This window comes from Luteimonas arsenica (genome assembly GCF_004352825.1).
Classification (GTDB): domain Bacteria; phylum Pseudomonadota; class Gammaproteobacteria; order Xanthomonadales; family Xanthomonadaceae; genus Luteimonas; species Luteimonas arsenica.
In genome coordinates this window covers 38988-63110 of record NZ_SJRW01000002.1, presented here as the reverse complement: position 1 = coordinate 63110, position 24123 = coordinate 38988, and the positions used below count along the sequence as shown (strand labels likewise).

The following is a 24123-nucleotide window of genomic DNA, read 5'->3' as shown; positions in this document are numbered from 1 at the left end:
TTCCATGCGGATACTGATCGCCTATGCATCGCTGAGCGGCAACACGCGCGAACTCGCGCGGATGGTGCGCGCGCGCTGCGAGGAAGCGGGGCATGCGGTGAGCTGGATCGAAACGGACATCCAGGGCCTGGCCGACGCCGGGCCCGATCCGCGCCACGACCTCTACCTGCTCGGCGCCTGGACCGACAACGCCGGACGCACGCCGCCGGAGATGAAGCGCTTCATCGCCGAGCTGGTCGAGGCCGTCGGCAAGCCGGCGCAGCTGGCCGTGTTCGGCACCGGCGAGACGCAGTGGGGCGAGGAGTACTGGTGCGGCGCTCTGCGGCGCATGGCGGCCTTCTTCGGCAGCCGCTACCCGCGGCTGGAGATCGAACAGATGCCGCATGGCGAGCGCGACGCGCTGAAGGTCCGGCGCTGGACCGACCACGTGCTCGGGATGGCTGCCGACGCCAGCCCCGCAGCCGAATCCGAATTCGAACCCGACAACACGAGCCGCCCCCATGCAGACCCTGCACGCCTCATCGCCTGAGGACTTCCACGCCGCCATTGCCGCCCACCCGCGCCTGCTGGTGGACTACTACAAGGACAACTGCCCCGGCTGCCGGATGCTCGACGCCTCGCTGCAGAAGTTCGCCACCACGCCCGACGCCGAGGGCCTGGTGCTGCTGAAGGTGAAGCTGGAGACCGTGGGCGAGGACTTCTTCCGCACGCTCGGCCTGCGGCAGACGCCGACCCTGTCGCTGTTCGCCGACGGTGCCGAGGCCGCGCGCCTGGCCGGTTTCCAGTCACCGGCCCAGGTCGCACAGGCGGTGGCGCAGCACTTCGCGCAGGCACCGGCGTGACGCCCGCGCCCGCCACCGCGCCCATTGAAGCCCGGCTGCTGGAAATCGTCTTCCCCGACCACACCAACCACCTCGGCACCCTGTTCGGCGGCACCGCGCTGGCCTGGATGGACAAGGCCGCCTTCATCGCCGCTTCGCGCTATGCGCGGCGCACCGTGGTCACCGCGCGCTCGGAGCAGGTCGACTTCAAGCTGCCGATCCGCCAGGGCCAGCTGGTGGAGACCATCGCCCGCGTGGTCGAGGTCGGCCGCACCTCGATGCAGGTCGAGGTGGAACTGGTGGCCGAAGACCTGCTCAACGGCGACCGCGAGCTCTGCACCCGCGGACGCTTCGTGATGATCGCGCTGGATTCGCGCGGGCGCCCGGCAGCGGTCGCGCCGCTGCCCGGCACAAGCACGGGCACGGGCACCGACGCCGGGGCCGTCACCGCCACCTGAGCGCGGCCTTTGCGGCGCATCCACCTCCGCAATGGCAGGATGCGGTCGACTTCAACGATGGCCGCGGGGCAACGCGATGGACGAGACCGAACCGAGAATGACCACCCTGTTCCAGCAGCTGGGCCTGGACGCCGGAGAACAGGCCATCGCCGACTTCATCGGCGGCCACCAGCTGGCCGCCGACGTGCATATCGCCGAGGCTCCGTTCTGGAACGAGGGCCAGCGCCAGTTCCTGGCCGAGCAGCTGAAGGCCGACGCGGCCTGGGCCCTGGTCGTCGACCAGCTCAACGAATCCCTGCACGAGGACGCGGTGAAGCGGCAGACCAGCCTCTGAGGCCGGTGCCGCCCTCCCTCGCCACTCAGGGCTCCGGCACCACCGGCTCGCCCTCTTCGTCATAGCGCCCGCGCGGCGGGAAGGCCTGCGGCTGCGGCCGCGGCACCGGCGAGGCCTCCAGCCGCCGCAGCAGTTCGGCCACGCCGCGGTCGAGCTGCGCGTCGCCGCCCTTCCAGGTCGCATGCGGCAGGTTCTCGACCGCGATGTCCGGCGCCACGCCCAGGCCCTCGATCAGCCAGCGGCCCTGCGGGTCGAACTGCGCGGTCTGCGCCGCGCGCATCACGCCGCGGTCGACCAGGCGGTTGCTGTCGCTGAGCCAGACCCCGGCGCCCGCGGTGCGTTGGCCGATCACCGGCCCCAGGCCCAGTGCCTTGATGCCGGCGGAGAAGGTCTCGCCATCGGAATAGGTCAGCTCGTCGGCCAGCACCACCAGGTGGCCGCGGAAGCTCTGCTGCATGTTCCAGTACGGCGCCGAGCCCGGCGGCGCCCAGAACGCCCAGGCACGGCGCAGCAGGGTGCCCAGCACCCAGCTGTCGATGTTGCCGCCGCGGTTGCGGCGAACGTCGATCACCAGGCCCTCGCGGTCGATGTTGGCGTAGAACTCGCGGGCGAAGCCGGCGATGTCGTTGGGGCCCATCGCGTACAGGTGCAGGTAGCCGATGCGGCCACCGCCGGCCTGCTCGACGCGCTCGCGGCGCGACTGCACCCAGTCGGAGTAGCGCAGCTGGGCATCGCGCTCCATCGTCACCGGCACCGCGACCGTGCTGCGGGCGCGGCCATCGCGACGGTAGTCGATGCGCACCTGCTGCCCGGCCTGGTGCTCCAGGCGCAGGGCGATGTCGGCGGGCGTGCGCACCGCCTGGCCGTTGATCGCGGTGACCACGTCGCCCACGCGCATCGCGGTCGCGGTCCGCGCCAGCGGCGCGCGCGCGTCGGGCAGCTCCGGGTCGGTGCGGTAGACGTGGGCCAGGCGCACGCCGTCGCCATGCGCCTCCCAGGTCCCGCCCAGCGACGCCGGCACAGGGCGCTCCGTGTCCTCGCGGTATTCGCCGCCGCGCACCTGCGAATGCAGCACGCCCAGCTCGGCCACCATCTGCCCGAGCAGGTCGTCGAGCTCGGTGCGCTCGCCGACGCGGGCCACCAGCGGGCGGTAGCGGGCGGCGATCGCCGCCCAGTCCTGGCCGCGCAGGCCGGGATCGAACAGGTAGTCGCGCTGCATGCGCCAGGCGTCGTCGAACATCTGCGCCCATTCCCGCGCGGGATCGACCGCCAGCCGCCAATCGTCGACCCGCACCTGGTGCTGGCCGAGGTCGCCGGGCAGCTTGTCGGCCACGGGCACCAGGTACAGGCGGCCCGGGCCGTCGCGCTCGGCCGTGCGGTAGAACAGCGTCTTCGCATCCGCCGACAGCGCGAACTGCGCCACCTGGGTCGCCAAGGTCTCGATGCGCGCGCGCTCGGCGCGGTAGGCGATGCTGCGCAGCACCGGCATCGCCCCCGCGCGCGAGGACTGGTCGAGCACGAACAGCTGCTTGTCGCCGGCGGCCAGCGCGCGGTAGTTGCCGGCGTCGACCGGCACTTCGTACAGCCGCTCCGCCAGGCCGGCGACCGCGATCCGCGGATGCCGCCCGCCGCCGGCCTCCTTCGCCTCCTCGGCCCGCTCGGCCTCCTTCTCCGGCACGTCGGCGTCGATCGCGGGATCGATGTCGCGCAGCTCGGTCGGCGGCTGGAAGGCGAAGCGATTGCCCGGCTGCAGCGCCAGCGCGTAGATGCGGGTGCGGCGGTCGAACATCGGCCCCATGTTGCGGTCGCCCCAGGGCGCGCCGGGGGTGGCATTGAATTCGCGCTCGGACAGGAAGTAGAGCCAGCGCCCGTCCGGCGTGAACGCCGGCGAATGGCTGTTGTAGCGGTCGCTGGTCAACACGTGGCGGCCGCCGTCGGCGACGGTGTGCAGCACCAGCTGGTCGCGCTGGTAGCTGGTGTCCGGGCGCACCACCACCAGGGCGCGACTGTCGGGCGACCAGGCCATGCCCTCGTAGCTGCGCACCGGGCTGCGGTCGATGCGGCGGTTGGCGCCGCTGGCCAGGTCGAGCAGCCACAGCGCGCCGTCGAAGTCGCTGTGCGCCAGCCAGCGGCCGTCCGGCGAGGGCAGCAGGTCGAAGCGCTGGGTCGTGCCGTCGCGGGTCAGCGGCTTGCCCGGGCCCGAGCCGTCGGCGGGGAAGCGCCAGACCTCGTGTTCGCCGCCGGCATCGCCGATGGCGTAGATCCAGCGGCCATCGGGGCTGGCGACGGCGTTGCGGGCGCGACTGCCGTCGGGCAGCGCCGGCTCGACCCGCCGCTGCGCGCCGGCGCCGGCAACCGCCACCCGGCCGCGCGCGGTCAGCACCACGCGCTTGCCGTCGGCGGACAGGCGCGCCGTGTCCAGCCAGGCCAGCGGCTTGTCCAGCCAGCGCGTGCGCCGCGAGGCGGTGTCGGTGGCCAGGTCCAGCGGCAGCAGCCGGTCCTCGCCGCTGGCGATGTCGTAGCGGGCGATGTCGGCGCCGCGCTGGTAGACGATGCGGCCGTCGCGCAGCTGCGCGCCGCGCACTTCGAAGTCGCGGTGCGCGGTCAGCTGCCGCGGGTCGCCGCCATCGGCGTCGAAGGACCACAGGTTGGGCACGCCGTCGGCGTCGCTGACCGCGTACAGCCGGCCCTGCCACCACATCGGCCGCGACAGCGTGCCGGCGTGGCCGGCGGCGATGCGCACCGCCTCGCTGGCACCGGGGTCGAATCGCCACAGCTGGCCGCGCGCGCCGCCGCGGTACTCGCGGGCATTGTCCGCGGTCACCGCCAGGCCGAAGCGGCTGAAATACAGCCGGCCGCGCTCGTCGAAGGCCGCTTCGCGGGCGTCGGCCAGCGGCAGTTCGCGCCGGGCCAGGGTATCGGGATGCACCGCGTGCAGGGTCCACGACCAGGTCGGGCCGACGCGCTGGTCGGTGGCGTAGAGCACCTCGCCGTCCGGGGTCCAGCCCTGCACCAGCACGCGCCCGCCCTCGAAGCTCAGGCGCTTCGGGGTACCGCCGGCAAGCGGCATCACATAGGCCTCGGTGGCGCCGTCGTAGTCGGCGGCGAAGGCCAGCCGGCGGCCATCGGCCGAAATCGAAGGCTGCGACTCGCGCGCGGGATGGCTGGTGAGGCGCCGCGCGGGCCCACCGTCGATGCCGGCCAGCCAGAGGTCGCCCTCGGAGGCGAACACCAGGTGTTCGTCGTGGATGGCGGGGTCGCGGTAGTAGCCCGTCACCGCCGCGGCGGTTCCCGAAACAAGCAGGCCGGCCAGGCAAAGCGCACGCAGAGAAGACAGCAGCATTCCGGATCCCTTGTGGCAGCCGCGCGTACGACGCCGCGGCGAGGCCCGCCAGCATAAGGGGTGCCGGCCGGCGCGACGGCCGGACTTGATGCACGATGGCGGCCACCACCCGCCGCCTAGGAGCGCCGCCATGTCCCGAGTCCTGCTGCTGTCCTGCGCCCTGGCGCTGGCCCTGCCCGCGCCGCACGCCCTCGCGCAGGAAGCACAGCGCGCCGAAGTCGCCGCGGCCGCGCAGCGGCTGCAGGGCAAGGTGGTCGAATGGCGCCGCGACATCCACCAGAACCCGGAGCTCGGCAACCGCGAGACGCGGACCGCCGCGCTGGTCGCCGAGCACCTGCGCGCGCTCGGCCTGGAGCCGGAGACCGGCATCGCCACCACCGGCGTCACCGCCGTGCTCAAGGGCGGCAAGCCCGGCCCGCGCATCGCCCTGCGCGCCGACATGGACGCGCTGCCGGTGACCGAGGCCACCGGCCTGCCCTTCGCCTCGAAGGCGACCACGAGCTTCCGCGGCGAGACCGTCGGCGTCATGCACGCCTGCGGCCACGACGCCCACACCAGCATCCTGATGGGCGTGGCCGAAGCCCTGGTCGCCATGCGCGACGAGCTCCCGGGCGAAGTGCTGTTCGTGTTCCAGCCCGCCGAGGAAGGCCCGCCCGACGGCGAGGAAGGCGGCGCGAAGGAGATGCTGGCGCAGGGCATCTTCAAGGACTTCAGGCCCGATGCGGTGTTCGGCCTGCACGTGTTCTCGACCCTGCAGGCCGGCCAGCTCGGCGTGCGCAGCGGCCCGACGATGGCGGCGTCGGACCGCTTCAACATCGTGGTCAAGGGCCGGCAGACGCACGGTTCGCGGCCCTGGGGCGGGGTCGACCCGATCGTCGCCGCGGCCGACATCATCGGCACCGCGCAGACCATCGTCAGCCGCCGCCAGGACCTGTCGAAGCAGCCGGTGGTGGTGAGCTTCGGCGCGATCAAGGGCGGCATCCGCTACAACATCATCCCCGACCAGGTCGAACTGGTCGGCACCATCCGCACCTTCGACGACAGCATGCGCGAGGCGGTGTTCGCCGACCTGAAGAACGTCGCGGAGAAGGTCGCCGCCGCGCACGGCGCCAGCGTCGAGGCCAACGTCCCCGATCAGGACGGCAACCCGGTCACCGCCAACGACCCGGAACTCACCGCGCGCATGCGCCCGAGCCTGGAGAAGGTCGCCGGCGTCGGCAACCTGGTCGACATGCCATTGAACATGGGCGCCGAGGACTTCTCGTTCTACGCCCGCGAGGTGCCGGGGCTGTTCTTCTTCGTCGGCGCGACCCCGGCCGGCAAGGACCCGGCGACGGCGCCCAGCAACCACTCGCCCGAGTTCTTCCTCGACGAATCCGCGCTCGACCTCGGCCTGCGGGCGATGCTGCAGATCTCGCTCGACTACCTGCACGGCGGAGGGTGACTTTGCGCGGAAGCCTTTGCCACGGCCCCACGACGCCAGAGCCCGGAATCCGGCGGCGCGCGCGATAATGGCGGCATGACCAGCGAACTCCCCCTGGGCCGCGAGGTCGCCTATCCGCGCGCCTACGACCCCTCCCTGCTGTTCCCGATCGCCCGCGACGCCGGCCGCGAGGCCCTGGGCCTGCGCGCCGACGCCCTGCCCTTCGCCGGCCACGACCGCTGGCACGCCTATGAACTGTCCTGGCTGGACCCGCGCGGCAAGCCGGTCGCCGCCACCGCCACTTTCCTGGTGCCGGCCGGGTCGCCGAAGCTGATCGAATCGAAGTCGCTCAAGCTCTACCTCAACTCGCTCAACGCCAGCCGCTTCGACACCCCTGCCGACGTCCGGGCACGGATCACCACCGACCTGTCGAAGGCCGCGGGCGCCGCGGTCACCGTCGACTTCGGCCTGCCGCCGGTGGATGCCGGCGACGGCGCCGCCGACGGCGACCCCGCACCGGTGCCGCTCGACGCCCTCGACGTCGACTGCAGCGAATACGACCACCCCAACCCCGCGCTGCTCGCCGCCGACCCCGACGACGTGGTGCACGAAGTGCTGCATTCGACCCTGCTCAAGTCCAACTGCCCGGTCACCGGACAGCCCGACTGGGCCAGCCTGCGCCTGGCCTACCGCGGCCCGCGCATCGACCGCGAAGGCCTGCTGCGCTACCTGGTCTCCTTCCGCGAGCACGCCGGCTTCCACGAGCAGTGCGTGGAGCAGGTCTTCACCGACGTGCTGGCCCGCTGCCGGCCCGCGGCCCTGTCGGTCGAGGCGCGCTACACCCGCCGCGGCGGCCTGGACATCAATCCCTGGCGGGCCACGCCGGGGCTGCCACCACCGGCGGCGGGGCGCGATCCGCGCCAGTAACGGCCGCCCGCGGCGCCTTCGCGCGACCGACACGCGGGCTCCATGCGCCCTTAACGGCCCGGGTGCTTACCTGTGCCCCGAGACACGCGGCACAGGAGGCCCGGATGAACAAGCCCCAGAACCCCAACGATCCCGACTCGCTGTCGCTGAAGGCCGGCGGCACGACGTCGGCCGGCAGCGGCAAGCCGGATTTCAGCAACGTCAAGAGCAGCGTCGGCAGCACCGAGGAAGCGGCAACCGGATCAAAGCCCGACTTCAGCAACGTGAAGTCTTCAGTCGGCTCGACCGAGGAGGTCGTCGGCGCCAGCGAGACCCGGTACACCGTGCAGAAGGGCGACACCCTCTCGCACATCGCCAAGGCCCACTACGGCAAGGCCAGCCAGTGGTCGCGGATCTTCGAGGCCAACCGCGACCAGCTGGACGATCCCGACCGGATCCAGCTCGGCCAGGTCCTGAAGATTCCCGCCGCGCAGTCCGAAGACTGAGCTTCCCGCACCCCGACACACCGGACACGGAGATACCCATGACCCGCAACCCGATTCCTGCCGCGCTGGCCGCGGCGCTGCTCGGCACCCTGGCCCTGGCCGGCTGCAAGAAGGACGAGCCCGCCGCCCCGCCGCCGCCGGTCGCCACCCCGGCGCCCACCACGCCGGCGCCGGCCCCTGCACCCGCCGCGACCGTGAGCGTGACCTCGGTCGACCTCGGCAAGGCCGTGGACGGCAACAACCGCGTCACCGAGCCGATGACCACCTTCGCCACCACCGACGCGATCCACGCCTCGGTGGCGACGACCTCGTCCGACCCGGCGATGCCGCAGCAGGGCCAGCTGACCGCGCGCTGGACCTACGAGGGTGACCAGCTGGTCGACGAGACCAGCCGCGACTTCAACTTCACCGGCACCGGCAACACCTTCTTCAAGATCGAGAAGCCCGACGGCTGGCCGACCGGCAACTACAAGGTCGAGATCCTCCACAACGGCGAGGTCGTGCAGACCCGCAGCTTCGAGGTCCGCTGAGCCAGCGGACACCGCGCGAGCGGGACCTTCCCGCCAGCTTGCCCCCATCCCCGTTGCGCGGGGATGGGGGCAAGTCTTGCAGCGCTCCCCGGGCAACGCACCGTCCGCTTTGCCCCACCCCCGCCGAACGGCGACAATAGGGGTCCACTTCCGCCGCGCGCACCTGGCCCGCGGCCCCCTGGAGGACCCTGATGGCAGACTTCACCCCCGCCGTGCCCGATGGCGGCAGCCCGATCACCAAGACCGCGCAGGGGCTCAACGTCCCCGACCGCCCGATCATCCCCTTTATCGAAGGCGACGGCACCGGCCCCGACATCTGGCGCGCCAGCGTGCGCGTGCTCGACGCCGCGGTCGAGAAGGCCTACGGCGGCAAGCGCAGGCTGGAGTGGATGGAAGTGCTGGCCGGCGAGAAGGCCTTCAACCAGACCGGCGAATGGCTGCCGGAATCGACCGTCGAGGCCTGCCGCGAATACCTGGTGAGCATCAAGGGCCCGCTGACCACGCCGGTGGGCGGCGGCATCCGCTCGCTCAACGTGGCGCTGCGCCAGATGCTCGACCTCTACGTCTGCCTGCGCCCGGTGCGCTGGTTCGAGGGCGTGCCGTCCCCGGTGAAGAAGCCCGGCGACGTCGACATGGTGATCTTCCGCGAGAACACCGAGGACATCTACGCCGGCATCGAGTTCGAGCCGGGCTCGGCCGACGCGCAGAAGGTGCTCGACTTCCTGCAGAAGGAATTCCCGAAGGGCTTCGACAAGATCCGCTTCGGCACCGCCGACAAGGCTGCCGGCTGGAACGAGCAGCTGGGCGCGGTCGGCCTGGCGGCCACCGACGGCACGGTCAACGTCGGCATCGGCATCAAGCCGGTCAGCTGGCAGGGCACCGAGCGCCTGGTGAAGTCGGCGATCGAGTACGCGATCGCCAACGGCCGCAAGTCGGTGACGCTGGTGCACAAGGGCAACATCATGAAGTTCACCGAGGGCGCGTTCCGCGACTTCGGCTACAAGGTCGCGCGCGAGCACTTCGGCGCGGTCGAACTCGACGGCGGCCCCTGGCACATCATCCCCGAGGGCAAGCCGGGCGCGGGCATCGTGATCAAGGACGCGATCGCCGACGCCTTCCTGCAGCAGATCCTGCTGCGCCCGCGCGAGTACGACGTCTCGGCCACGCTGAACCTCAACGGCGACTACCTGTCCGACGCGCTGGCGGCGCAGGTCGGCGGCATCGGCATCGCGCCGGGCGCCAACATCAACTACGTCACCGGCCATGCGGTGTTCGAGGCCACGCACGGCACGGCGCCGAAGTACGCGGATCTCGACAAGGTGAACCCGGGCTCGGTGATCCTGTCGGGCGAGATGATGCTGCGCTACATGGGCTGGACCGAGGCCGCCGACGCCATCATCAAGGCGATGGACGGTGCCATCGGCTCGAAGCGCGTCACCTATGACTTCGCCCGCCTGATGGACGGCGCGACCGAGGTGAAGTGCAGCGAGTTCGCCGACGAGATCATCAAGCACCTCTGACCCGGGGCGCGGCGGGGCAACCCCGCCGTACCCGCTGGTGGAACACGCAATGCCCGCGATGGAAGTCGCGGGCATTGTCGTTCCCGGGGCCTGGTTTCCCGACGGCGGCCTTCATCCGGCGAACACCGGGGGAATGAATACGATGCGCGATCCCTGGAATCGCGGAGCTGCGCATGTCGTCTTTCGCCCTCTACCTGATCGGCATGGTCATCATCATCGGCGGCCTGGCCTGGGGCGCCTCGATGGCCGGCCTGGCCACGCAGTGGATCGCCATGGGCGCGCTGGTGCTGCTGGGCATCGGCATCGTCACCGCGGTCTCGCGCACCCGCCGCAAGGATCCGCCAGCCTGAGGCCAAGCGGCCCGGTCGCGCGCGGACGACACACCGGCGCGTGCCGGCAGGGCGTCGTCCGGGCCACACTGCGGCCATGAACCCGTCATCGAACGATCCGCTGGTGCAGCGTGCCGCCGCCCTGGTGCTGGATGCGTTCGAGGACTACGACGCGCGTTTCGGCGACCTCACGCGACGGGCCCGGCGGCGCTTCGTGCGCCGCGACTGGCGCGGCGCACAGGCCGATGCACTGGCGCGGATCGACCTGCAGGACGGCTTCCTGCCGGAAGCGCTGGGGCGCTTCGAGGCCCTGGTCGGGGAGCGCATGCGCTCGCGGCCGTTCTGGGCGGCGGTGCGCCAGGCCTATGCCGCGCTGACCGACGGTCGCCACGACGCCGCACTGGCGCGGACGCTGTTCAATTCGATGTCGCGGCGCTTCTTCCTCACCGAGGGCGTGGCGCCGGCGCTGGAGTTCCACGAGTCGGGCAAGGCTGTTGCGGGTGATCCGGACTGCCCGGGCGAGCTGCGGCCGCTGCCCGCGGCCAGCGATGCCTTCGATGCCTGGCGGGCGGCGCTGCGCGAACGCGGTTTCCCGCATCGCGACCTCGAGGCCGACGCGCGCGCGATCGCCGCGGCGATCCAGCTGCGGCTGCGGGCCGGTGGAGCGATGCCGGACATCGCCCTGCTCGACACCGTCTTCTACCGGGAGCGCCGCGCCTATCTCGTGGGCCGCATCGATGCTGCCGACGGGCCGCGGCCGCTGGTCGTCGCCCTGGTCAACGAGGCCGAAGGCGTGCGTGCCGATGCGGTGCTCACCGAGCGCGACCAGGTGTCGATGCTGTTCGGCTACGCGCGCAGCTGGTTCCATGCCGACCTCGAGCGCGTCGGCGACGCGGTCGCCTTCCTGCACGCGCTGCTGCCGGGCAAGCCGGTGTCGGAGCTGTACTCGGTGCTCGGCCGCGGCAAGCAGGGCAAGACCGAGCGCTACCGGGAAATACAGCGCCATCTCGCCGCGCGCCCGGACGAGCAGCTGGTGCGCGCCGACGGCGTGCGCGGCATGGTCATGGCGGTGTTCACCCCGCGCGACCTGCCGGTGGTGTTCAAGGTCATCCGCGACCGCTTCGCCGAGCCCAAGGACAGCGTGCGCGCCGACATCGAAGGCAAGTACCGCCTGGTCGCGCGCCGCGATCGCGTCGGCCGGCTGGTGGAAGCGCAGGAGTTCCGCCGCCTGCGCTTCCCGCGCGCGGCCTTCGAGCCGGGCATGCTCGAGGAACTGCTGGAAGGCTGCACCGAATCGGTGGTCGCCGAAGGCGAGCAGGTGCTGCTGCGCCACTGCTACGTCGAACGCCGGCTGCGCCCGCTGGACCTGTACGCCCGCGAGCGGCCGGAGGCCGAGGCGCGGCGCGCGGTGCTCGACTACGGCCAGGCGATCACCGATCTGGCCCGCAGCGGCATCTTCCCCGGCGACCTGCTGCTGAAGAACTTCGGCGTCTCGCGCAACGGCCGCGCCCTGTTCTACGACTTCGACGAACTCTGCCTGCTGGAGGAAGTGAACTTCCGCGACCTGCCCGAAGCTCGCGAGGAAGACGAGACCCGCCCGCTGGAAGACTGGCTCTACGCCCGCCCCGATGACGTCTTCCCCGCCCTGTTCCCCCGCTTCCTCGGCCTGTCGCCACCGCTGCGCCAGGCCCTGCTCGTAGCCCACCCCGGCATCTTCGAAGCCGCCTGGTGGCGCGAAATACAGGCGAAACTGCACGCCGGCGGCTACCTCGACGTCCCGCCCTATCCCGCCGCCGCGCGGCTCTGATCGCTCCGGGTGGGGATCACTTTTTTTGCCACGGATGAACGCGGATTACGCGGATCTGGCCGAGGAAGACTGTGGCCCAGGGCCAATCCAGGGCAGCTCGCCAGAAGCAACTTCCAACAAAAAGCCCATGCAGGGCCTGGTGCCCGCACTCGCCTCGGCCAGATCCGCGTAATCCGCGCAAATCCGTGGCAAAAAAGCTTCTCCGCTTTTCTGCACTTCCCGCTTTTTCTGTCTTTCCAGCTTCATCCGCGTAAATCCGCGTCATCCGTGGCAAATGCTTTTCCCGGATGCAACGGTTTAGCGGTTAGGCTTGCGAACCCGACCGCTTCCCGGAGACGCGACCATGGCCGTTCGGCTTTCGCCCCTGTTGATCCCGATCTTCCTCGCGGCCTGCGCCGCCACGCCGGCGACCGGTGCCGGTGCTGCAGCCGACGCCGGGGCCCCCGCGCCGCCGGCATCGGCGGCGGGCGTGTCGATGCGGGCGCCCGATCCGCTGCTCGACCAGGCGCTGGGCGGTGCGTGGCGCTCGGCGGAGAACGTGGCCCGCGACCCGTACCGCCATCCGCGCGAGACGCTCACGTTCTTCGGCATCGAGACCGGGCAGACGGTGGTCGAGATCGCGCCCGGCGCGGGCTGGTACGCCGAGATCCTGGCGCCGTGGCTGCGCACCGGCTACGTCGCGGCGGTGGTCGATCCGCAGGCGCAGCCCGAGGGCCGCCAGCGCGATGGCGCGGCGCGGTACAAGGGCAACCTCGAGACCCTGTTCGCCGGCAAGCCGGCCCAGTTCTCCGACGCGCGCGTGGTCGGCTACGACCCCAAGGCGCCGGTGTTCGGCCCCGCCGGTTCGGCCGACGCCGTGCTGACCTTCCGCAACGTCCACAACTGGCGCATGGCCGGGCAGGCCGAAGGCATGTTCAAGGGCTTCTTCGACGTGCTCAAGCCCGGCGGCGTGCTCGGCGTGGTCGAACACCGCGCCGCCGGCGACGTGGCCGACGACGACCGCAGCGGCTATGTCGGCCAGGACCAGGTGATCGCACTGGCCACCGCCGCCGGCTTCCGCCTGGACGAGGCCAGCGAGATCAACGCCAACCCGCGCGACACCCGCAACCACCCCAACGGCGTGTGGACCCTGCCGCCGACCAACAACCACGACGCCGAGGACCGCCAGCAGTACCAGGCCATCGGCGAGAGCGACCGGATGACGCTGCGCTTCATCAAGCCCTGAGTCCGGGTGCTGGTCGCGTTCAACAAGCCGCACGGCGTGCTCTGCCAGTTCACCGACCGGAGCACGCCGCCGCGCCCGACCCTGGCGGGCTTCGGCCTGCCGCCGGGCGTGTATCCCGCCGGCCGCCTCGACCACGACAGCGAAGGCCTGCTGCTGCTCACCGACGACGGCGCCCTGGTCCACCGCATCACCGACCCACGGCACAAGCTGGCCAAGACCTACCTGGTGCAGGTGGAAGGCGAGCCTTCACCGGAACAGCTGGCGCAACTGCGCGACGGCGTCGAGCTGCGCGACGGCCCGACCCGCCCGGCCCGGGTGCGCCTGCTCGACGCAGCACCGCCGCTGTGGCCGCGCGAACCGCCGGTGCGCGTGCGCAAGACCGTGCCCGACGCCTGGCTCGAGCTCGCGATCCGCGAAGGCCGCAACCGCCAGGTCCGGCGGATGACCGCGGCGGTGGGGCTGCCGACGCTGCGCCTGGTGCGGGTGGCGATCGGCGGTGCCGGGCTGGGGGAGCTTGGTCCGGGCGCCTGGATGGAGTTGCCGCACGCCACGCCATTCACCTGAACTGAATGGTTCAGCCACCGCCACCCGGGCGGCCGCAGAGGCCCTCCCCGGATGCCTTCATACCTGCGTCTTTCTGCTAACTTCATCGGCTGCTGCGCGGCCTCTCCGCGCTGCCGTGGAACAGCGCCATGAAGGCAGGCAACAACAATCCGGGTCGCGTCCTGGTCGTCGACGATCAGCCGGCCAACCTGCGGGTCGTCAGCGCGCTGCTGGAGCGCAAGGGCTACCGCGTGGCCGTGGCCGAAAACGGGGAAAGCGCGCTGTCCGTGGCGGAAGCCGAGCCGCCGGACCTGATGCTGCTGGACATGATGATGCCGGGCATGGACGGCTTCGGAGTGATGGAGGAGATCCGCCTGCGCGCCCTGCTGCCGCGGGTGCCGGTGGTGTTCCTGACCGCCGCCCAGGACCGCGACCTGCTGCTGCGCGCCTTCGAGGCCGGCGCGGTGGACTACGTGGTCAAGCCTTTCATTCCCGAGGAGCTGCTGGCGCGGGTGAACGCGCACATCGGCCTGAAGCTCGCACGCGACCGCCTGGAACAGGTGGCCCGCGAGCGCCAGGAACTGGTCAACCTGGTCGCCCACGACCTGAAGAACCCGCTGACCAGCGTGGTCTTCGCCAGCGACATCCTGGTCTCGGGCACGCTGCGGGAGGAGCGCATACCGCGCTACCTGCAGATGATCCGCGAGAGTGCCGACGAAGGCCTGGGTTACATCCACCGCTACCTTGAAACCCAGGCCAGCGCACGCGTCCATGCCGGCGACGGCGACGCCCGCGTCGCCCTGGCCGACGTGGTCGACTGGATCGTGGGCCGCTACGGCCTGCAGTTCGAGGACAGTGGCTGCCGGCTGTGCGTGGCCGGGATCCCGCCCGCGGTGGTGGCGATGGACGCCCTTGTGCTGCGCCAGGTGGCCGGGAACCTGGTCAGCAACGCGATGAAGTACGCGCCCGGCAGCGACGTCGACATCCTCGTCGACGCCGGTGCGCCCGGCTACTGGCGCCTGCGCGTGGCCGACCGCGGACCCGGCGTGCCGCGCGGGCGCCAACGCGAACTGTTCACGCCCTTCACGCGCCTGGCCGAGGGCGACCCGGCGCTGGCCGGCTCATCCAGCGGCCTGGGACTGTCGCTGGCACGGCAGATCGTCAGCAATGCCGGCGGCCAGCTCTGGTACGAGGACCGTGAGGGCGGCGGCGCCTGCTTCGTGGTCGAGTTGCCCGAGGTTCCGCAGGCCGGCTGAGACCGGCCGTTCCGGCTCAGTCCTCGCCGTGCGAGGGGCGGCTGCCGATGTCGGTCGCGTGCGGGTCGATGTCGCTGCTGTCGAGCGCTTCGCGGATCCGCTGCGAACGGCCCTCGAGCGCCGCGCGCTCGGCGGCCTTGCGGCGATGGCGGGCCACCGCGTAGAGCGCAGCGCCGATGCCGACCGCGGCGGCGGTGACCGCCACCGGGTGCTTGCGCGCCACCGTGCCGACCGCACGCGCGCCGGTGCGCGCCGCGCCCACGGCCACGCCGGCCTGGAGCCACTTGCCCGCGCCTTCCGGCACGCCCTGCAGCCACTTGCCCGCGCTGGACGGGGCGTCGTGCAGCCACTTGCCGGCGTTGTCGGGCACGGCGCTGCGGAAGCCGTCGCCGATGCGGCCGGCGATGTCGAAGGCCTTGTCCGGAATGGCGTTGCGGACGTCGCGGATGATGGTGCGCTTGCGCATGGGGAAGATCCTCGGGGCTGGGGCGGCGGTGCTACGCCGGATATTGCAAGGATAGGGAAGCCAGGCGCGCAGTGTGGGCCGCGCCCCGTGGTGCCGGCGTGATCCGCGAGCCGTCGTTCAGCTGCCGCGCGGCCGCGCCCGATGAGTGGGAACGGCGTTCCAGGGATCCTCGGGCCAGGGATGCTTCGGGTAACGGCCCTTCATCTCCCGCCGCACTTCCGGCCAGGTGCGATCCCAGAAGCTGCGCAGGTCGCTGGTCACCTGCAGCGGCCGGCCCGCGGGCGAGAGCAGGTGCAACAGCAGCGGCACCCGGCCCTCGGCGATGCGCGGGGTGTCAGCCAGGCCGAACAGCTCCTGCAGCTTGACCGCCAGCACCGGCGGACGCGGCTGGCCGGCGCCGGCGCTGCCGTCGTCATTGCCCATCGCGGGGTCGAAGGCATAGTCGATCACGCGCGCCTGGCCGGAAGGCACGGTGATGCGCACCGGCGCGAACGCGTCGAGCTTCTGCTGCAGCGCCCAGTCCAGGCGTCCGCGAAGCGCGTTGGAGAGTTCGTCCGCACCGAGCGCGTCCAGCCGCGACTTGCCCTCGAAGGCCGGGCGCAGCCAGTCGTCGAGCGTCGCCATCAGCGCAGCATCGCCAAGGTCGGGCAGGCCGAGCTCCGGCATCCAGACGCGCAGGCAGGCCACGCGCGCGCGCCACTGGCGCAGGCCGTCGCTCCACGGCAGGACATCGAGGCCCAGCGCGCGCACGGCGTCGGTCAGCGCGCGCGCGGCGGCGGCGGGATCCGGGCGGCCGGCGGGGCGGCTGTCGAGGACGATGCCGGCGAAGCGGCGCACGCGCTCGGCGACCAGGGCGCGGCGCTCGCCGTCCCAGCGGGTTTCGTCGCGCTCGCTGAAACGCCCGCCGAAGTCGCGGCGCAGTGCGGCCTCGTCCACCGGCGCGGCGCGCAGCAGCAGGGCGTCGCCGCGGGCTTCGAAGCGCAGCTCGGTGGCGACCAGCCAGGGTTCACCGACCAGGTCGCTGTCGTCGGGCAGGCGCAGCATGCGGCCGTTGGCGAGCTGGTAGCGGCGCAGGTCGCTGGCGTGGCGGGCGGCGATGCGGTCGGGGAAGGCATGCGCCAGCAAGTCGCCGAGTGCATGCGCGGGCAGGTCGCCCGGCGGCGGTGCGTCCACGCGCAGGCGGCGGCGCCACTGGCGCGCGGCGGCGTCGATCGCGGTCAGCGCGGAGCGGCTGGCATCGGCGGCGACGCGGCGTTCGCGGAACGCCGCAAGCGCACGCCAGCGCGCGGCCAGGGCGTCGCTGCGCGAACGCAGCGGATCGCGTGCTTCCAGCAGGGCGGCCAGGTCGCAGGCCAGGGCGCGCGAAGCGGGATCAGGGGCGGCCAGCAGCATCGCGGCCAGGCGCGGATGGGTGCCCAGCGCGAGCATCCGGCGGCCGGCCGGGGTGATGCGCACCGCACCATCGATCGGGCCGCCGCCGGATTCGTCGCGGCGCCGCACATCGGTCGATACCGGATGCCCGGACGGAGAGCGGGCGGCCTCCTCCAGCGCACCGAGCTGGCGCAGCAGGTCGCGCGCCGCCGCCATCGTCCCCGCCGGCGGCGCATCCACGAAGCGCAGCGCTTCGCTGCCCCAGGCCGCCAGCTCCAGCGCCAGCCCGGCCAGCTCCACCTGCACGATCTCCGGCCGCCGCTGCGGCTCCAGCCGCTGCGACTCCGGCCACAGCCGGTACGCCCAGCCCGAAGCGACGCGCCCGGCGCGGCCCGCGCGCTGGTCGGCCGAGGCCTGGGCGATACGCACCACGTCCAGGCGGCTGAAGCCGCTGTTGGGATCGTGCCGCGGCTCGCGCGCCAGGCCGCTGTCGACCACCACGCGCACGCCGGGCAGGGTGACGCTGGATTCGGCGACGTTGGTGGCCAGCACCACGCGCCGGCGATGGTCGGCGGCCGGGCGCAGCAGCTGCGCCTGCGCGTCCACCGGCAGATCGCCGTGCAGTTCGAGCACCTCAGCGCCGGCAGCCGCCACCGCGGCGCTGCCGGCCAGCACCGCCGCCGCGCGCGCGATCTCGCGGCGCCCGGGCAGGAAGGCGAGGACATCGCCGGGATGCGTCGCCAGCGCCTGCTCGACCGCGCGCCGCAGCTGGTGCTCCAGCGCCTCCTCGCGCCGCGCCGGAAAGTGCGCGAGCTCGACCCGGTAGCTGCGGCCTTCGCTCGACAGGCGCGGCGCATCCAGGAACGTCGCCAGCCGCGCGCCGTCGAGCGTGGCCGACATCACCACGATCCGCAGGTCCTCGCGCAGCCCCGCCTGCACGTCGAGCGCCAGCGCCAGGCCCAGGTCGGCAGCCAGGTGGCGCTCGTGGAACTCGTCGAACAGCAGCGCGCCGACGCCTTCGAGCATCGGGTCGTCCTGCAGCATGCGGGTCAGGATGCCCTCGGTGACCACCTCGATCCGGGTCGCCGCCGACACCCGGTTCTCGAAGCGGATGCGGTAGCCGACCGTCCGCCCGACCTCCTCGCCCAGCGCCGCCGCCATGAACCCGGCCGCGGCGCGCGCGGCGACGCGGCGGGGCTCGAGCATCACGATCCGGCGGCCGGCGAGCCAGGGCGCATCGAGCAGGGCCAGCGGCACCTGGGTGGTCTTGCCGGCGCCGGGCGGCGCCTCCAGCACCAGGCGCGGATGCGCGACGAGGCTGCGCGCGATGTCCGGCAGCAGCGCCGCGATCGGGAACGCGGGCAGTGGCGTCGCCAAGCCGCCCTCAGCGCGACAGCGCGCGCAGCAGGTCGCGCTGGAAGCGCTCCGGATCCTGGATGTGCGGCGAGTGGCCGAGGTCCTCGTACTCGACCAGCGCGGCGCCTGGAATCTCGGCCGCCGCGCGCCGGCCCAGGGCGCGGTAGTCGCCGAGCACCGCCTGTACCTCGGGCACCGCCGCGGCACGGCCGAGCGCGGTGCGGTCGTGCACACCGATGAACAGCGTGGTCGGCACCTGCAGCCGCGGCAGCTCGTATACCACCGGCTGCGCCATGAGCATGTCGTAGGTCAGCGCCTGGTGCCAGGCGACGGTCTCGCGCCCGGGGCCGGCGTACATGCCGGCCTGCATCCGCGCCCAGCGCTCGAACTCCGGGCGCCACTGGCCGGCGTAGTACACCGCTTCCTGGTAGGCGCGGATGCTGTCGTAATCCGTGCGCAGCTCACCGGCGTAGACCTTGTCGATGGGCTGGTAGGGCACGCCGAGGGCGGCCCAGTCCTCCAGGCCGATCGGGCCGACCAGGGCGAGGTGCTCGACCGCGTCGGGATGCATCAGCGCATAGCGGATCGCGAGCATGCCGCCCATGGAGTGGCCGACGACGACGCTGCGCTCGATGCCCAGCGAGGCCAGCAGCGCGCGGGTGTCGTGCGCCAGGCCGGCGAGCGCGTACTGGTGGCCGTCGGGCTTGCTCGACTTGCAGAAGCCGACCTGGTCGGGCGCGACCACGCGGTAGCCGGCCCGTGCCAGCGCGGCGATGGTGTTTTCCCAGGTCGCGGCGCAGAAGTTCTTGCCATGCAGCAGCAGTGCGGTGCGGCCGTTGGGCTCGCCGGTGGGCGCCACGTCCATGTAGGCCATCTCGACCGGCCGGCGCTGCGTTTCGAACGCGAACGTGCGCACCGGATGCGGGTAGTCGAAGCCTTCCAGCCGCGCGCCGTAGGCGGGCCCGTCGGCGGCGAGCGCCGCGGGCGCCAGCGCCAGGCAGGCGATGGCGGCGAACATGCGTGCGAACCCGGTCTTCATCGCGCTCTCCCGTCCGGTGGCCGAAGCCGGCATTCTACAATCGCGGTTTGACCGGACCCCGGACGCCCGCGGCATGCAGTTGATCGACATCGGACTGAACTTCACCCACGACAGCTTCGACCGCGACCGCGAGGCCGCCTGGCAGCGCGCGCGCGAAGCCGGCGTCGTCCAGGCGGTGCTGACCGGCGCCAGCCGCGAGCATTCGCCGCTGGCGCTGGAGATGGCGCGCACGAAGCCCGGCGAATGGTTCGCCACCGCCGGCGTGCATCCGCACCACGCCAGCGAGTACACCGCCGAATGCGATGCCGAGATGCGTGCGCTGCACGCGCACCCGGAGGTCGTGGCCGTGGGCGAGACCGGGCTGGACTACTTCCGAGACTTCTCGCCGCGCCCCGCCCAGCGCAAGGCCTTCGAACGCCAGCTCGAGATCGCCGCCGACACCGGCAAGCCGCTGTTCCTGCACCAGCGCGACGCCCACGCCGACTTCCTCGCGATCATGAAGGACTTCGAGGGCCGCATCGGCCCGGCGGTGGTGCACTGCTTCACCGGCAGCCGCGAGGAGCTGTTCGACTGCATCGACCGCGACTGGCACGTCGGCATCACCGGCTGGCTCTGCGACGAGCGCCGCGGCCAGCACCTGCGCGAGATCGTGGGCAACATCCCGGCCAACCGGCTGATGGTCGAAACCGACGCGCCCTACCTACTGCCGCGCACGCTCAAGCCGATGCCGAAGGACCGGCGCAACGAGCCCATGTTCCTGCCGCATATCGTCGAGGAACTCGCCCGCGACCGCGGCGAGGACGTCGCGGTGACCGCGGACAATGCCACGGCCACCGCGCGGGCGTTCTTCAGGCTGCCGGGCTGACGTTCCGTCCGGCGGCCCTTGGAGACGGAACGTTGCTCAGCGCTGCGGCATGGCCCCGCGCTGTTCCATCTGCTCGCCGAACTGCTTGAACGCCTCCAGCTGCGCACAGGCCTTTTCGCGCTCCGCCGGCGTGCCCTGCCGGACCTTGGCGAGGGCGTCGTTGTAACCCTTGGTGTACTCGGCGTCGAAGTTCGCGCCGCTCATGCCGCTCTGGATCGCCAGCGCCCGCTGCTGCTGTTTGAGGTCGGCGAGCTCGGCCGCCGAATAGCCGCCGCAGTGCTCGGCCAGCGCCTGCATGCCGCCACCCAGGGCCGGCATGGGGCCGACCATCGGGTTGCCGGGCTGGGCGGCACCTGGCGCCTCGGCAGAGCCGGCCAGGGCCGGGTCCGCTGAAACGTCTGCAGGCGCGGCGTCCGGCGCCGAGGGGACCGCGGCTTCCGGAGCGCCGGCGTCCTGGCTGGATTCTCCGCCGCACGCCGAAACGGCCAGGGCCAGTGCAACGACAAGAGCGGCGCGGACGGGGGATTTCACATCAAACATGGGAGTTCCTTCTGCTGGGGGGATAACCGGACATGGGGGGCTGGGCCTGGTTCAACCCAGGCGCACCAGCTCGACGCGGCGGTTCTTCGCCCGGCCTTCGTCGGTGTCGTTGTCGGCGACCGGCTGCGACTGGCCGTGGCCCTTCGCCTCCAGGCGCGAGGCCTCGATGCCCTGAGAGGTCAGCGCGGCCACCACGCTCTTCGCACGCGCCTCGGACAGGCGCTGGTTGTGCGTGGCGTCGCCGGTGTTGTCGGTGTGGCCGTCGATCGACAGCCGCAGCGCCGGATCCTCGCGCAGCAGCGCCAGCACCTGGTCGATCTGCGGCTGGGAATCGGGGAGGATGTCGGCCTCGTCCACGGCGAAATTGACCTGGATCGCGACCCGGCCATCGGCGTCGAGCTGCTGCTTCATCGCCGAAGCCGGCAGCAGCCCCGCGGTCTGCACGAAGCCCTCGCGCTCGACCACCACCCAGCCTGCACCGAGGTATTCCAGCCGCGCGTGCACCCAGACCTGGCGGCCACCGGAGCGGTCGACGCGGTAGACGAGCGAGTCATAGCCGTCCCAGCTGAAGCCGGTGCCGTCGCTGTAGAAACCCTTCAGGCCGGAGTCGTAGCGTTGGGAAGCCTCTTTCGGAATGCGGCCCTCGAACACCTTCGTGCCGCCGGCCTCGGCCATCATCGCCTCGAGGTTGCGCCGGACCTCGTGCATCGAATGCGTCCCGCGCTCGCCGCCCTTGACCATGGCGACGTGGACGCGGCCTTCGACCTCCTCGAAGCCGCTGCCGGTCCAGAACGGATACATGTCGAAGTCGCGCGTCTTCGGCCGGTTGCCGCCGTAGCCGGCCGGCGGCGACAGGAACGGCGGCTCGTCGCTCCAGCGTGCGGTCGCTTTGAACGGCCGCTCTTCGACCACAACCAGCCCGGCGCTGCGGCTGTCGGTGGCCAGCTGCACCCAGATGTTGCGGTCGGCCTGGCGGATCACGTGGACCGTGGTCGGCACGTCGCCGCCCATGTTCACGCCTTCGATGAAGCCCTGGCCGATCTCCTCCTCCAGCTGCGGGCCGTAGTACAGGTCGTTGTCCAGCGAGCCTTCGAACACCTTCTGCGCGCCGGCCTGCTCCAGCACCGCCTCGAGGTTGCGGCGCAGCTCGCGCGCCGAATACTCCTTGTCGCGGCGCTGGTCGCGCGCGATGCCGATGCGGCCATCCCAGCTCGCGCCCTCGACCCAGTGCAGGCCGTCGCCGAGCCGGAACGGGAAACGCGCGAACGCGCGCTGGTTCGGGCGGTTGGTGACGGCGTAGCCATCGGGCAGGGAAAAGAACGGAAGCTCACCCAGCGAGGCGCTGCTCATCGCAACGCTCCCGATGTCGAAAGGCAGGATCGCTATCGGATTGCCCCGCCTGTCCTGCAGGCCCGAGGCAGGCTGTTCCGCTCCGGTGGCGGTCGCAGCAGCGGCCTGGGTGCCCGGATCCACCGGCGGCGCGGTGTCATCCGTGGCCGTCGGCATGGCATTGTCGCTGGCGGCAGGGGTGCCGGTCGCGGCATCGCCGCCAGTCTCGGTGGTACCGCCACAGGCGGACAGCATCATCGCCAGCGCACAGGCGATGGCCAGGTTCCCTTCGCGCATTCCTCTTGCTCCATGGGGGACGGAAGCCGCGAGGTTACATGATCATGGTCCAGGCGGATGCGGCACCACGCACGAAGCACACACCCACCACCCTCAGCTGCGCAGGCCGACGCCCCGCTTCAGCAACCACAGCCCGAGCACGCCCAGCGCGACCACGAAGCCCAGCATCAACGCGTAGGCCACCCACAGCGGCACGTCGCTCTGCCCGAGCAGGCCGTAGCGGAAGGCGTTGACCATGTAGAAGATCGGATTGGCATGCGTTGCCGCTTCCGCCCAGCCCGGCAACAGCTTGACCGAATAGAACACGCCGCCGAGGTAGGTCAGCGGGGTCAGGATGAAGATCGGGACGATCGCCACATCGTCGAACTTCTTCGCGAACACCGCGTTGACGAAGCCGGCCAGCGAGAAGATGGTCGCGCCCAGCAGCACCGTCGACAGCGTCACCCAGGGATGCGGGATGCGCACGGTGGTGAACAGCATCGCGATGCAGAGCACGATCACGCCCACCATCAGCCCGCGCAGCACCGCGCCGGCGACGTAGCCGCCGAGGATCACCCAGGGCGGCATCGGGCTGACCAGCAGCTCCTCGACGTGGCGGCCGAACTTGGCGCCGAAGAAGCTCGACGAGATGTTGCCGTAGCTGTTCTGGATCACGCTCATCATCACCAGGCCGGGGACGATGAAGTCCATGTAGGAGATGCCGTCCATGGTCCCGATCCGGCTGCCGATCAGGCCGCCGAAGATCAGGAAGTACAGCGTCATCGTGATCGCCGGCGGCACCAGGGTCTGGCTCCAGATGCGCAGGATGCGCATCACCTCGCGACGTGCGATCGTGCCCAGGGCGACGAGGTTGGGGCGCAGCACGGAGGCATCGCCGGGCGTGGCGGGCGTGGCGCTCATGCGGCGGTCTCCTTATCGCCCGTCATGCGCACGAACAGCTCCTCGAGCCGGTTGGACTTGTTGCGCATCGAGCGCACGCGGATGCCGGAGGCGTCGAGCGCGGCGAAGACGCGGTTCAAGTCCATCGCGCGCGGCATGTCGACATCCAGCGTGTGTGCGTCGGTCGCACGCACTTCGGCGCCGGGGATCTCCGGCAGCACCGCGGGCAGCGCGTCCTCGACGTCGAGCAGGAAGCCTTCGACGTCGAGCTTGGACAGCAGCCCGCGCATCGGCCCGGACTCGACGATGCGGCCGTGGTCGATGATGGCGAGGTTGCGGCACAGGTTCTCCGCCTCCTCCAGGTAATGCGTGGTGAGGATGATGGTGGTGCCGGCGGCGTTGATCGCCCGCAGCGTCTGCCACATGCCTCGGCGGATCTCGATGTCGACGCCGGCGGTGGGCTCGTCGAGGATCAGCAGCTTCGGCTTCGTCATCATCGCCCGCGCGATCATCAGCCGGCGCTTCATGCCGCCCGACAGCGTGCGGCTCATCATCTGCGCCTTGTCCCACAGCTGGGCCGAGCGCAACTCGGCTTCGGCACGGACAATCGCTTCCGCGCGCGGGATGCCGTAGAACCCGGCGTAGTTGACCAGGATGTCGAGCGGCTTCTCGAACATGTTGAAGTTGATTTCCTGCGGTACCAGGCCGACCAGGCGCATCGCGCGCGCGCGCTCGGCCTGCTGGTCGACGCCGAACACGCGCACCTCGCCCGAAGTCCGGTTGACCAGCGAGGAGATGATCCCGATGAGGGTCGACTTGCCGGCGCCGTTGGGGCCGAGCAGGGCGTAGAAGTCACCGGGCGCGACATCCAGCGAGACGCCCTTCAGGGCCTCGACGCCGTTGTCGTAGGTCTTGCGCAGGTCGCGCAAGGAAAGCGCGGCGGGCGGTGCGGCTTCGCTCATCGGGTTTCCCTGGGCGCG

The 24123-nt window shown here is 71.7% G+C and carries 23 protein-coding genes; 15 read left to right on the top strand and 8 right to left on the bottom strand.

The genetic code is table 11. From position 1 onward, the window contains the following. Nucleotides 1-4 precede the first annotated feature (4 nt). The 4 genes from E2170_RS07780 to E2170_RS07765 are packed head-to-tail and all read left to right on the top strand — an operon-like array spanning nt 5 to nt 1613. The gene (locus tag E2170_RS07780; RefSeq protein WP_133000124.1) at nt 5-529 is read left to right on the top strand and encodes a flavodoxin; all 525 of its coding nucleotides are present in this window, start codon (nt 5-7) and stop codon (nt 527-529) included. Further along, nucleotides 501-842 (top strand): thioredoxin family protein, encoded by a 342-nt coding sequence (locus tag E2170_RS07775; protein ID WP_133000123.1) that lies wholly within the window; start codon nt 501-503, stop codon nt 840-842. The genes E2170_RS07780 and E2170_RS07775 overlap by 29 nt, the downstream gene beginning before the upstream one ends. After that, entirely contained in the window at nt 839-1279 is a 441-nt protein-coding gene (locus E2170_RS07770; RefSeq protein ID WP_133000122.1) for an acyl-CoA thioesterase, read from the top strand. Before E2170_RS07775 ends, E2170_RS07770 begins: the two co-directional genes overlap by 4 nt. Before the next feature lie 31 nt (nt 1280-1310). Further along, a complete protein-coding gene (locus tag E2170_RS07765) occupies nt 1311-1613 on the top strand; it encodes a DUF2789 domain-containing protein (RefSeq protein ID WP_484496904.1) in 303 nt (100 codons plus the stop codon). A 25-nt stretch (nt 1614-1638) separates the two neighbouring features. On the opposite strand, the gene E2170_RS07760 is transcribed toward E2170_RS07765, so the two are convergent. Beyond that, a complete protein-coding gene (locus E2170_RS07760) occupies nt 1639-4956 on the bottom strand; it encodes a S41 family peptidase (protein ID WP_133000120.1) in 3318 nt (1105 codons plus the stop codon). 130 nt (nt 4957-5086) lie between these two features. Between E2170_RS07760 and E2170_RS07755 the strand changes: the two genes are divergently transcribed. From E2170_RS07755 to E2170_RS07715, 10 genes are all read left to right on the top strand, one after another. Further along, complete coding sequence (locus tag E2170_RS07755) at nt 5087-6400, top strand: M20 family metallopeptidase (RefSeq protein ID WP_133000119.1); 1314 nt, start codon at nt 5087-5089, stop codon at nt 6398-6400. A 75-nt stretch (nt 6401-6475) separates the two neighbouring features. Beyond that, the gene (queF, locus tag E2170_RS07750) at nt 6476-7306 is read left to right on the top strand and encodes an NADPH-dependent 7-cyano-7-deazaguanine reductase QueF (RefSeq protein ID WP_133000118.1); all 831 of its coding nucleotides are present in this window, start codon (nt 6476-6478) and stop codon (nt 7304-7306) included. A gap of 104 nt (nt 7307-7410) precedes the next feature. Next, nucleotides 7411-7791 carry a LysM peptidoglycan-binding domain-containing protein gene (locus E2170_RS07745; RefSeq protein ID WP_133000117.1) on the top strand — a complete coding sequence of 127 codons (381 nt, stop codon included), beginning with the start codon at nt 7411-7413 and terminating at the stop codon, nt 7789-7791. Between the two features lie 38 nt (nt 7792-7829). Continuing rightward, nucleotides 7830-8321, top strand: a complete 492-nt coding sequence (locus tag E2170_RS07740; RefSeq protein ID WP_243708121.1) for a hypothetical protein — start codon at nt 7830-7832, stop codon at nt 8319-8321. A gap of 191 nt (nt 8322-8512) precedes the next feature. Then, the gene (icd, locus tag E2170_RS07735) at nt 8513-9841 is read left to right on the top strand and encodes an isocitrate dehydrogenase (NADP(+)) (protein ID WP_133000116.1); all 1329 of its coding nucleotides are present in this window, start codon (nt 8513-8515) and stop codon (nt 9839-9841) included. A 173-nt stretch (nt 9842-10014) separates the two neighbouring features. Next, entirely contained in the window at nt 10015-10191 is a 177-nt protein-coding gene (locus tag E2170_RS13810; protein WP_165942200.1) for a hypothetical protein, read from the top strand. Nucleotides 10192-10267: 76 nt separating this feature from the next. Further along, the gene (gene aceK, locus E2170_RS07730) at nt 10268-11977 is read left to right on the top strand and encodes a bifunctional isocitrate dehydrogenase kinase/phosphatase (protein ID WP_133000115.1); all 1710 of its coding nucleotides are present in this window, start codon (nt 10268-10270) and stop codon (nt 11975-11977) included. A gap of 343 nt (nt 11978-12320) precedes the next feature. Beyond that, entirely contained in the window at nt 12321-13202 is an 882-nt protein-coding gene (locus E2170_RS07725; RefSeq protein WP_133000114.1) for a class I SAM-dependent methyltransferase, read from the top strand. Nucleotides 13203-13208: 6 nt separating this feature from the next. After that, entirely contained in the window at nt 13209-13766 is a 558-nt protein-coding gene (locus E2170_RS07720; RefSeq protein WP_133000113.1) for a pseudouridine synthase, read from the top strand. Between the two features lie 128 nt (nt 13767-13894). Further along, nucleotides 13895-15001, top strand: a complete 1107-nt coding sequence (locus tag E2170_RS07715; RefSeq protein ID WP_133000112.1) for a hybrid sensor histidine kinase/response regulator — start codon at nt 13895-13897, stop codon at nt 14999-15001. A gap of 16 nt (nt 15002-15017) precedes the next feature. Here E2170_RS07715 and E2170_RS07710 read toward each other — a convergent pair whose 3' ends face one another. The 3 genes from E2170_RS07710 to E2170_RS07700 form a co-directional block, all read right to left on the bottom strand. Further along, nucleotides 15018-15467 (bottom strand): hypothetical protein, encoded by a 450-nt coding sequence (locus E2170_RS07710; RefSeq protein ID WP_133000111.1) that lies wholly within the window; start codon nt 15465-15467, stop codon nt 15018-15020. A 117-nt stretch (nt 15468-15584) separates the two neighbouring features. Then, entirely contained in the window at nt 15585-18215 is a 2631-nt protein-coding gene (hrpB, locus tag E2170_RS07705; RefSeq protein WP_133000110.1) for an ATP-dependent helicase HrpB, read from the bottom strand. Nucleotides 18216-18222: 7 nt separating this feature from the next. Then, the gene (locus tag E2170_RS07700) at nt 18223-19233 is read right to left on the bottom strand and encodes an alpha/beta fold hydrolase (RefSeq protein ID WP_425477845.1); all 1011 of its coding nucleotides are present in this window, start codon (nt 19231-19233) and stop codon (nt 18223-18225) included. A gap of 73 nt (nt 19234-19306) precedes the next feature. On the opposite strand from E2170_RS07700, the gene E2170_RS07695 reads away from it, so the two are divergent. Continuing rightward, the gene (locus E2170_RS07695; RefSeq protein WP_133000108.1) at nt 19307-20098 is read left to right on the top strand and encodes a TatD family hydrolase; all 792 of its coding nucleotides are present in this window, start codon (nt 19307-19309) and stop codon (nt 20096-20098) included. 36 nt (nt 20099-20134) lie between these two features. Here E2170_RS07695 and E2170_RS07690 read toward each other — a convergent pair whose 3' ends face one another. From E2170_RS07690 to E2170_RS07675, 4 genes are all read right to left on the bottom strand, one after another. After that, the gene (locus E2170_RS07690; protein WP_133000107.1) at nt 20135-20638 is read right to left on the bottom strand and encodes a hypothetical protein; all 504 of its coding nucleotides are present in this window, start codon (nt 20636-20638) and stop codon (nt 20135-20137) included. A 51-nt stretch (nt 20639-20689) separates the two neighbouring features. Continuing rightward, complete coding sequence (locus E2170_RS07685) at nt 20690-22264, bottom strand: OmpA family protein (RefSeq protein WP_243708120.1); 1575 nt, start codon at nt 22262-22264, stop codon at nt 20690-20692. Between the two features lie 93 nt (nt 22265-22357). After that, nucleotides 22358-23164 carry an ABC transporter permease gene (locus E2170_RS07680; protein ID WP_133000106.1) on the bottom strand — a complete coding sequence of 269 codons (807 nt, stop codon included), beginning with the start codon at nt 23162-23164 and terminating at the stop codon, nt 22358-22360. Beyond that, entirely contained in the window at nt 23161-24105 is a 945-nt protein-coding gene (locus tag E2170_RS07675) for an ABC transporter ATP-binding protein (RefSeq protein ID WP_133000105.1), read from the bottom strand. Before E2170_RS07675 ends, E2170_RS07680 begins: the two co-directional genes overlap by 4 nt. Nucleotides 24106-24123 lie beyond the last annotated feature (18 nt).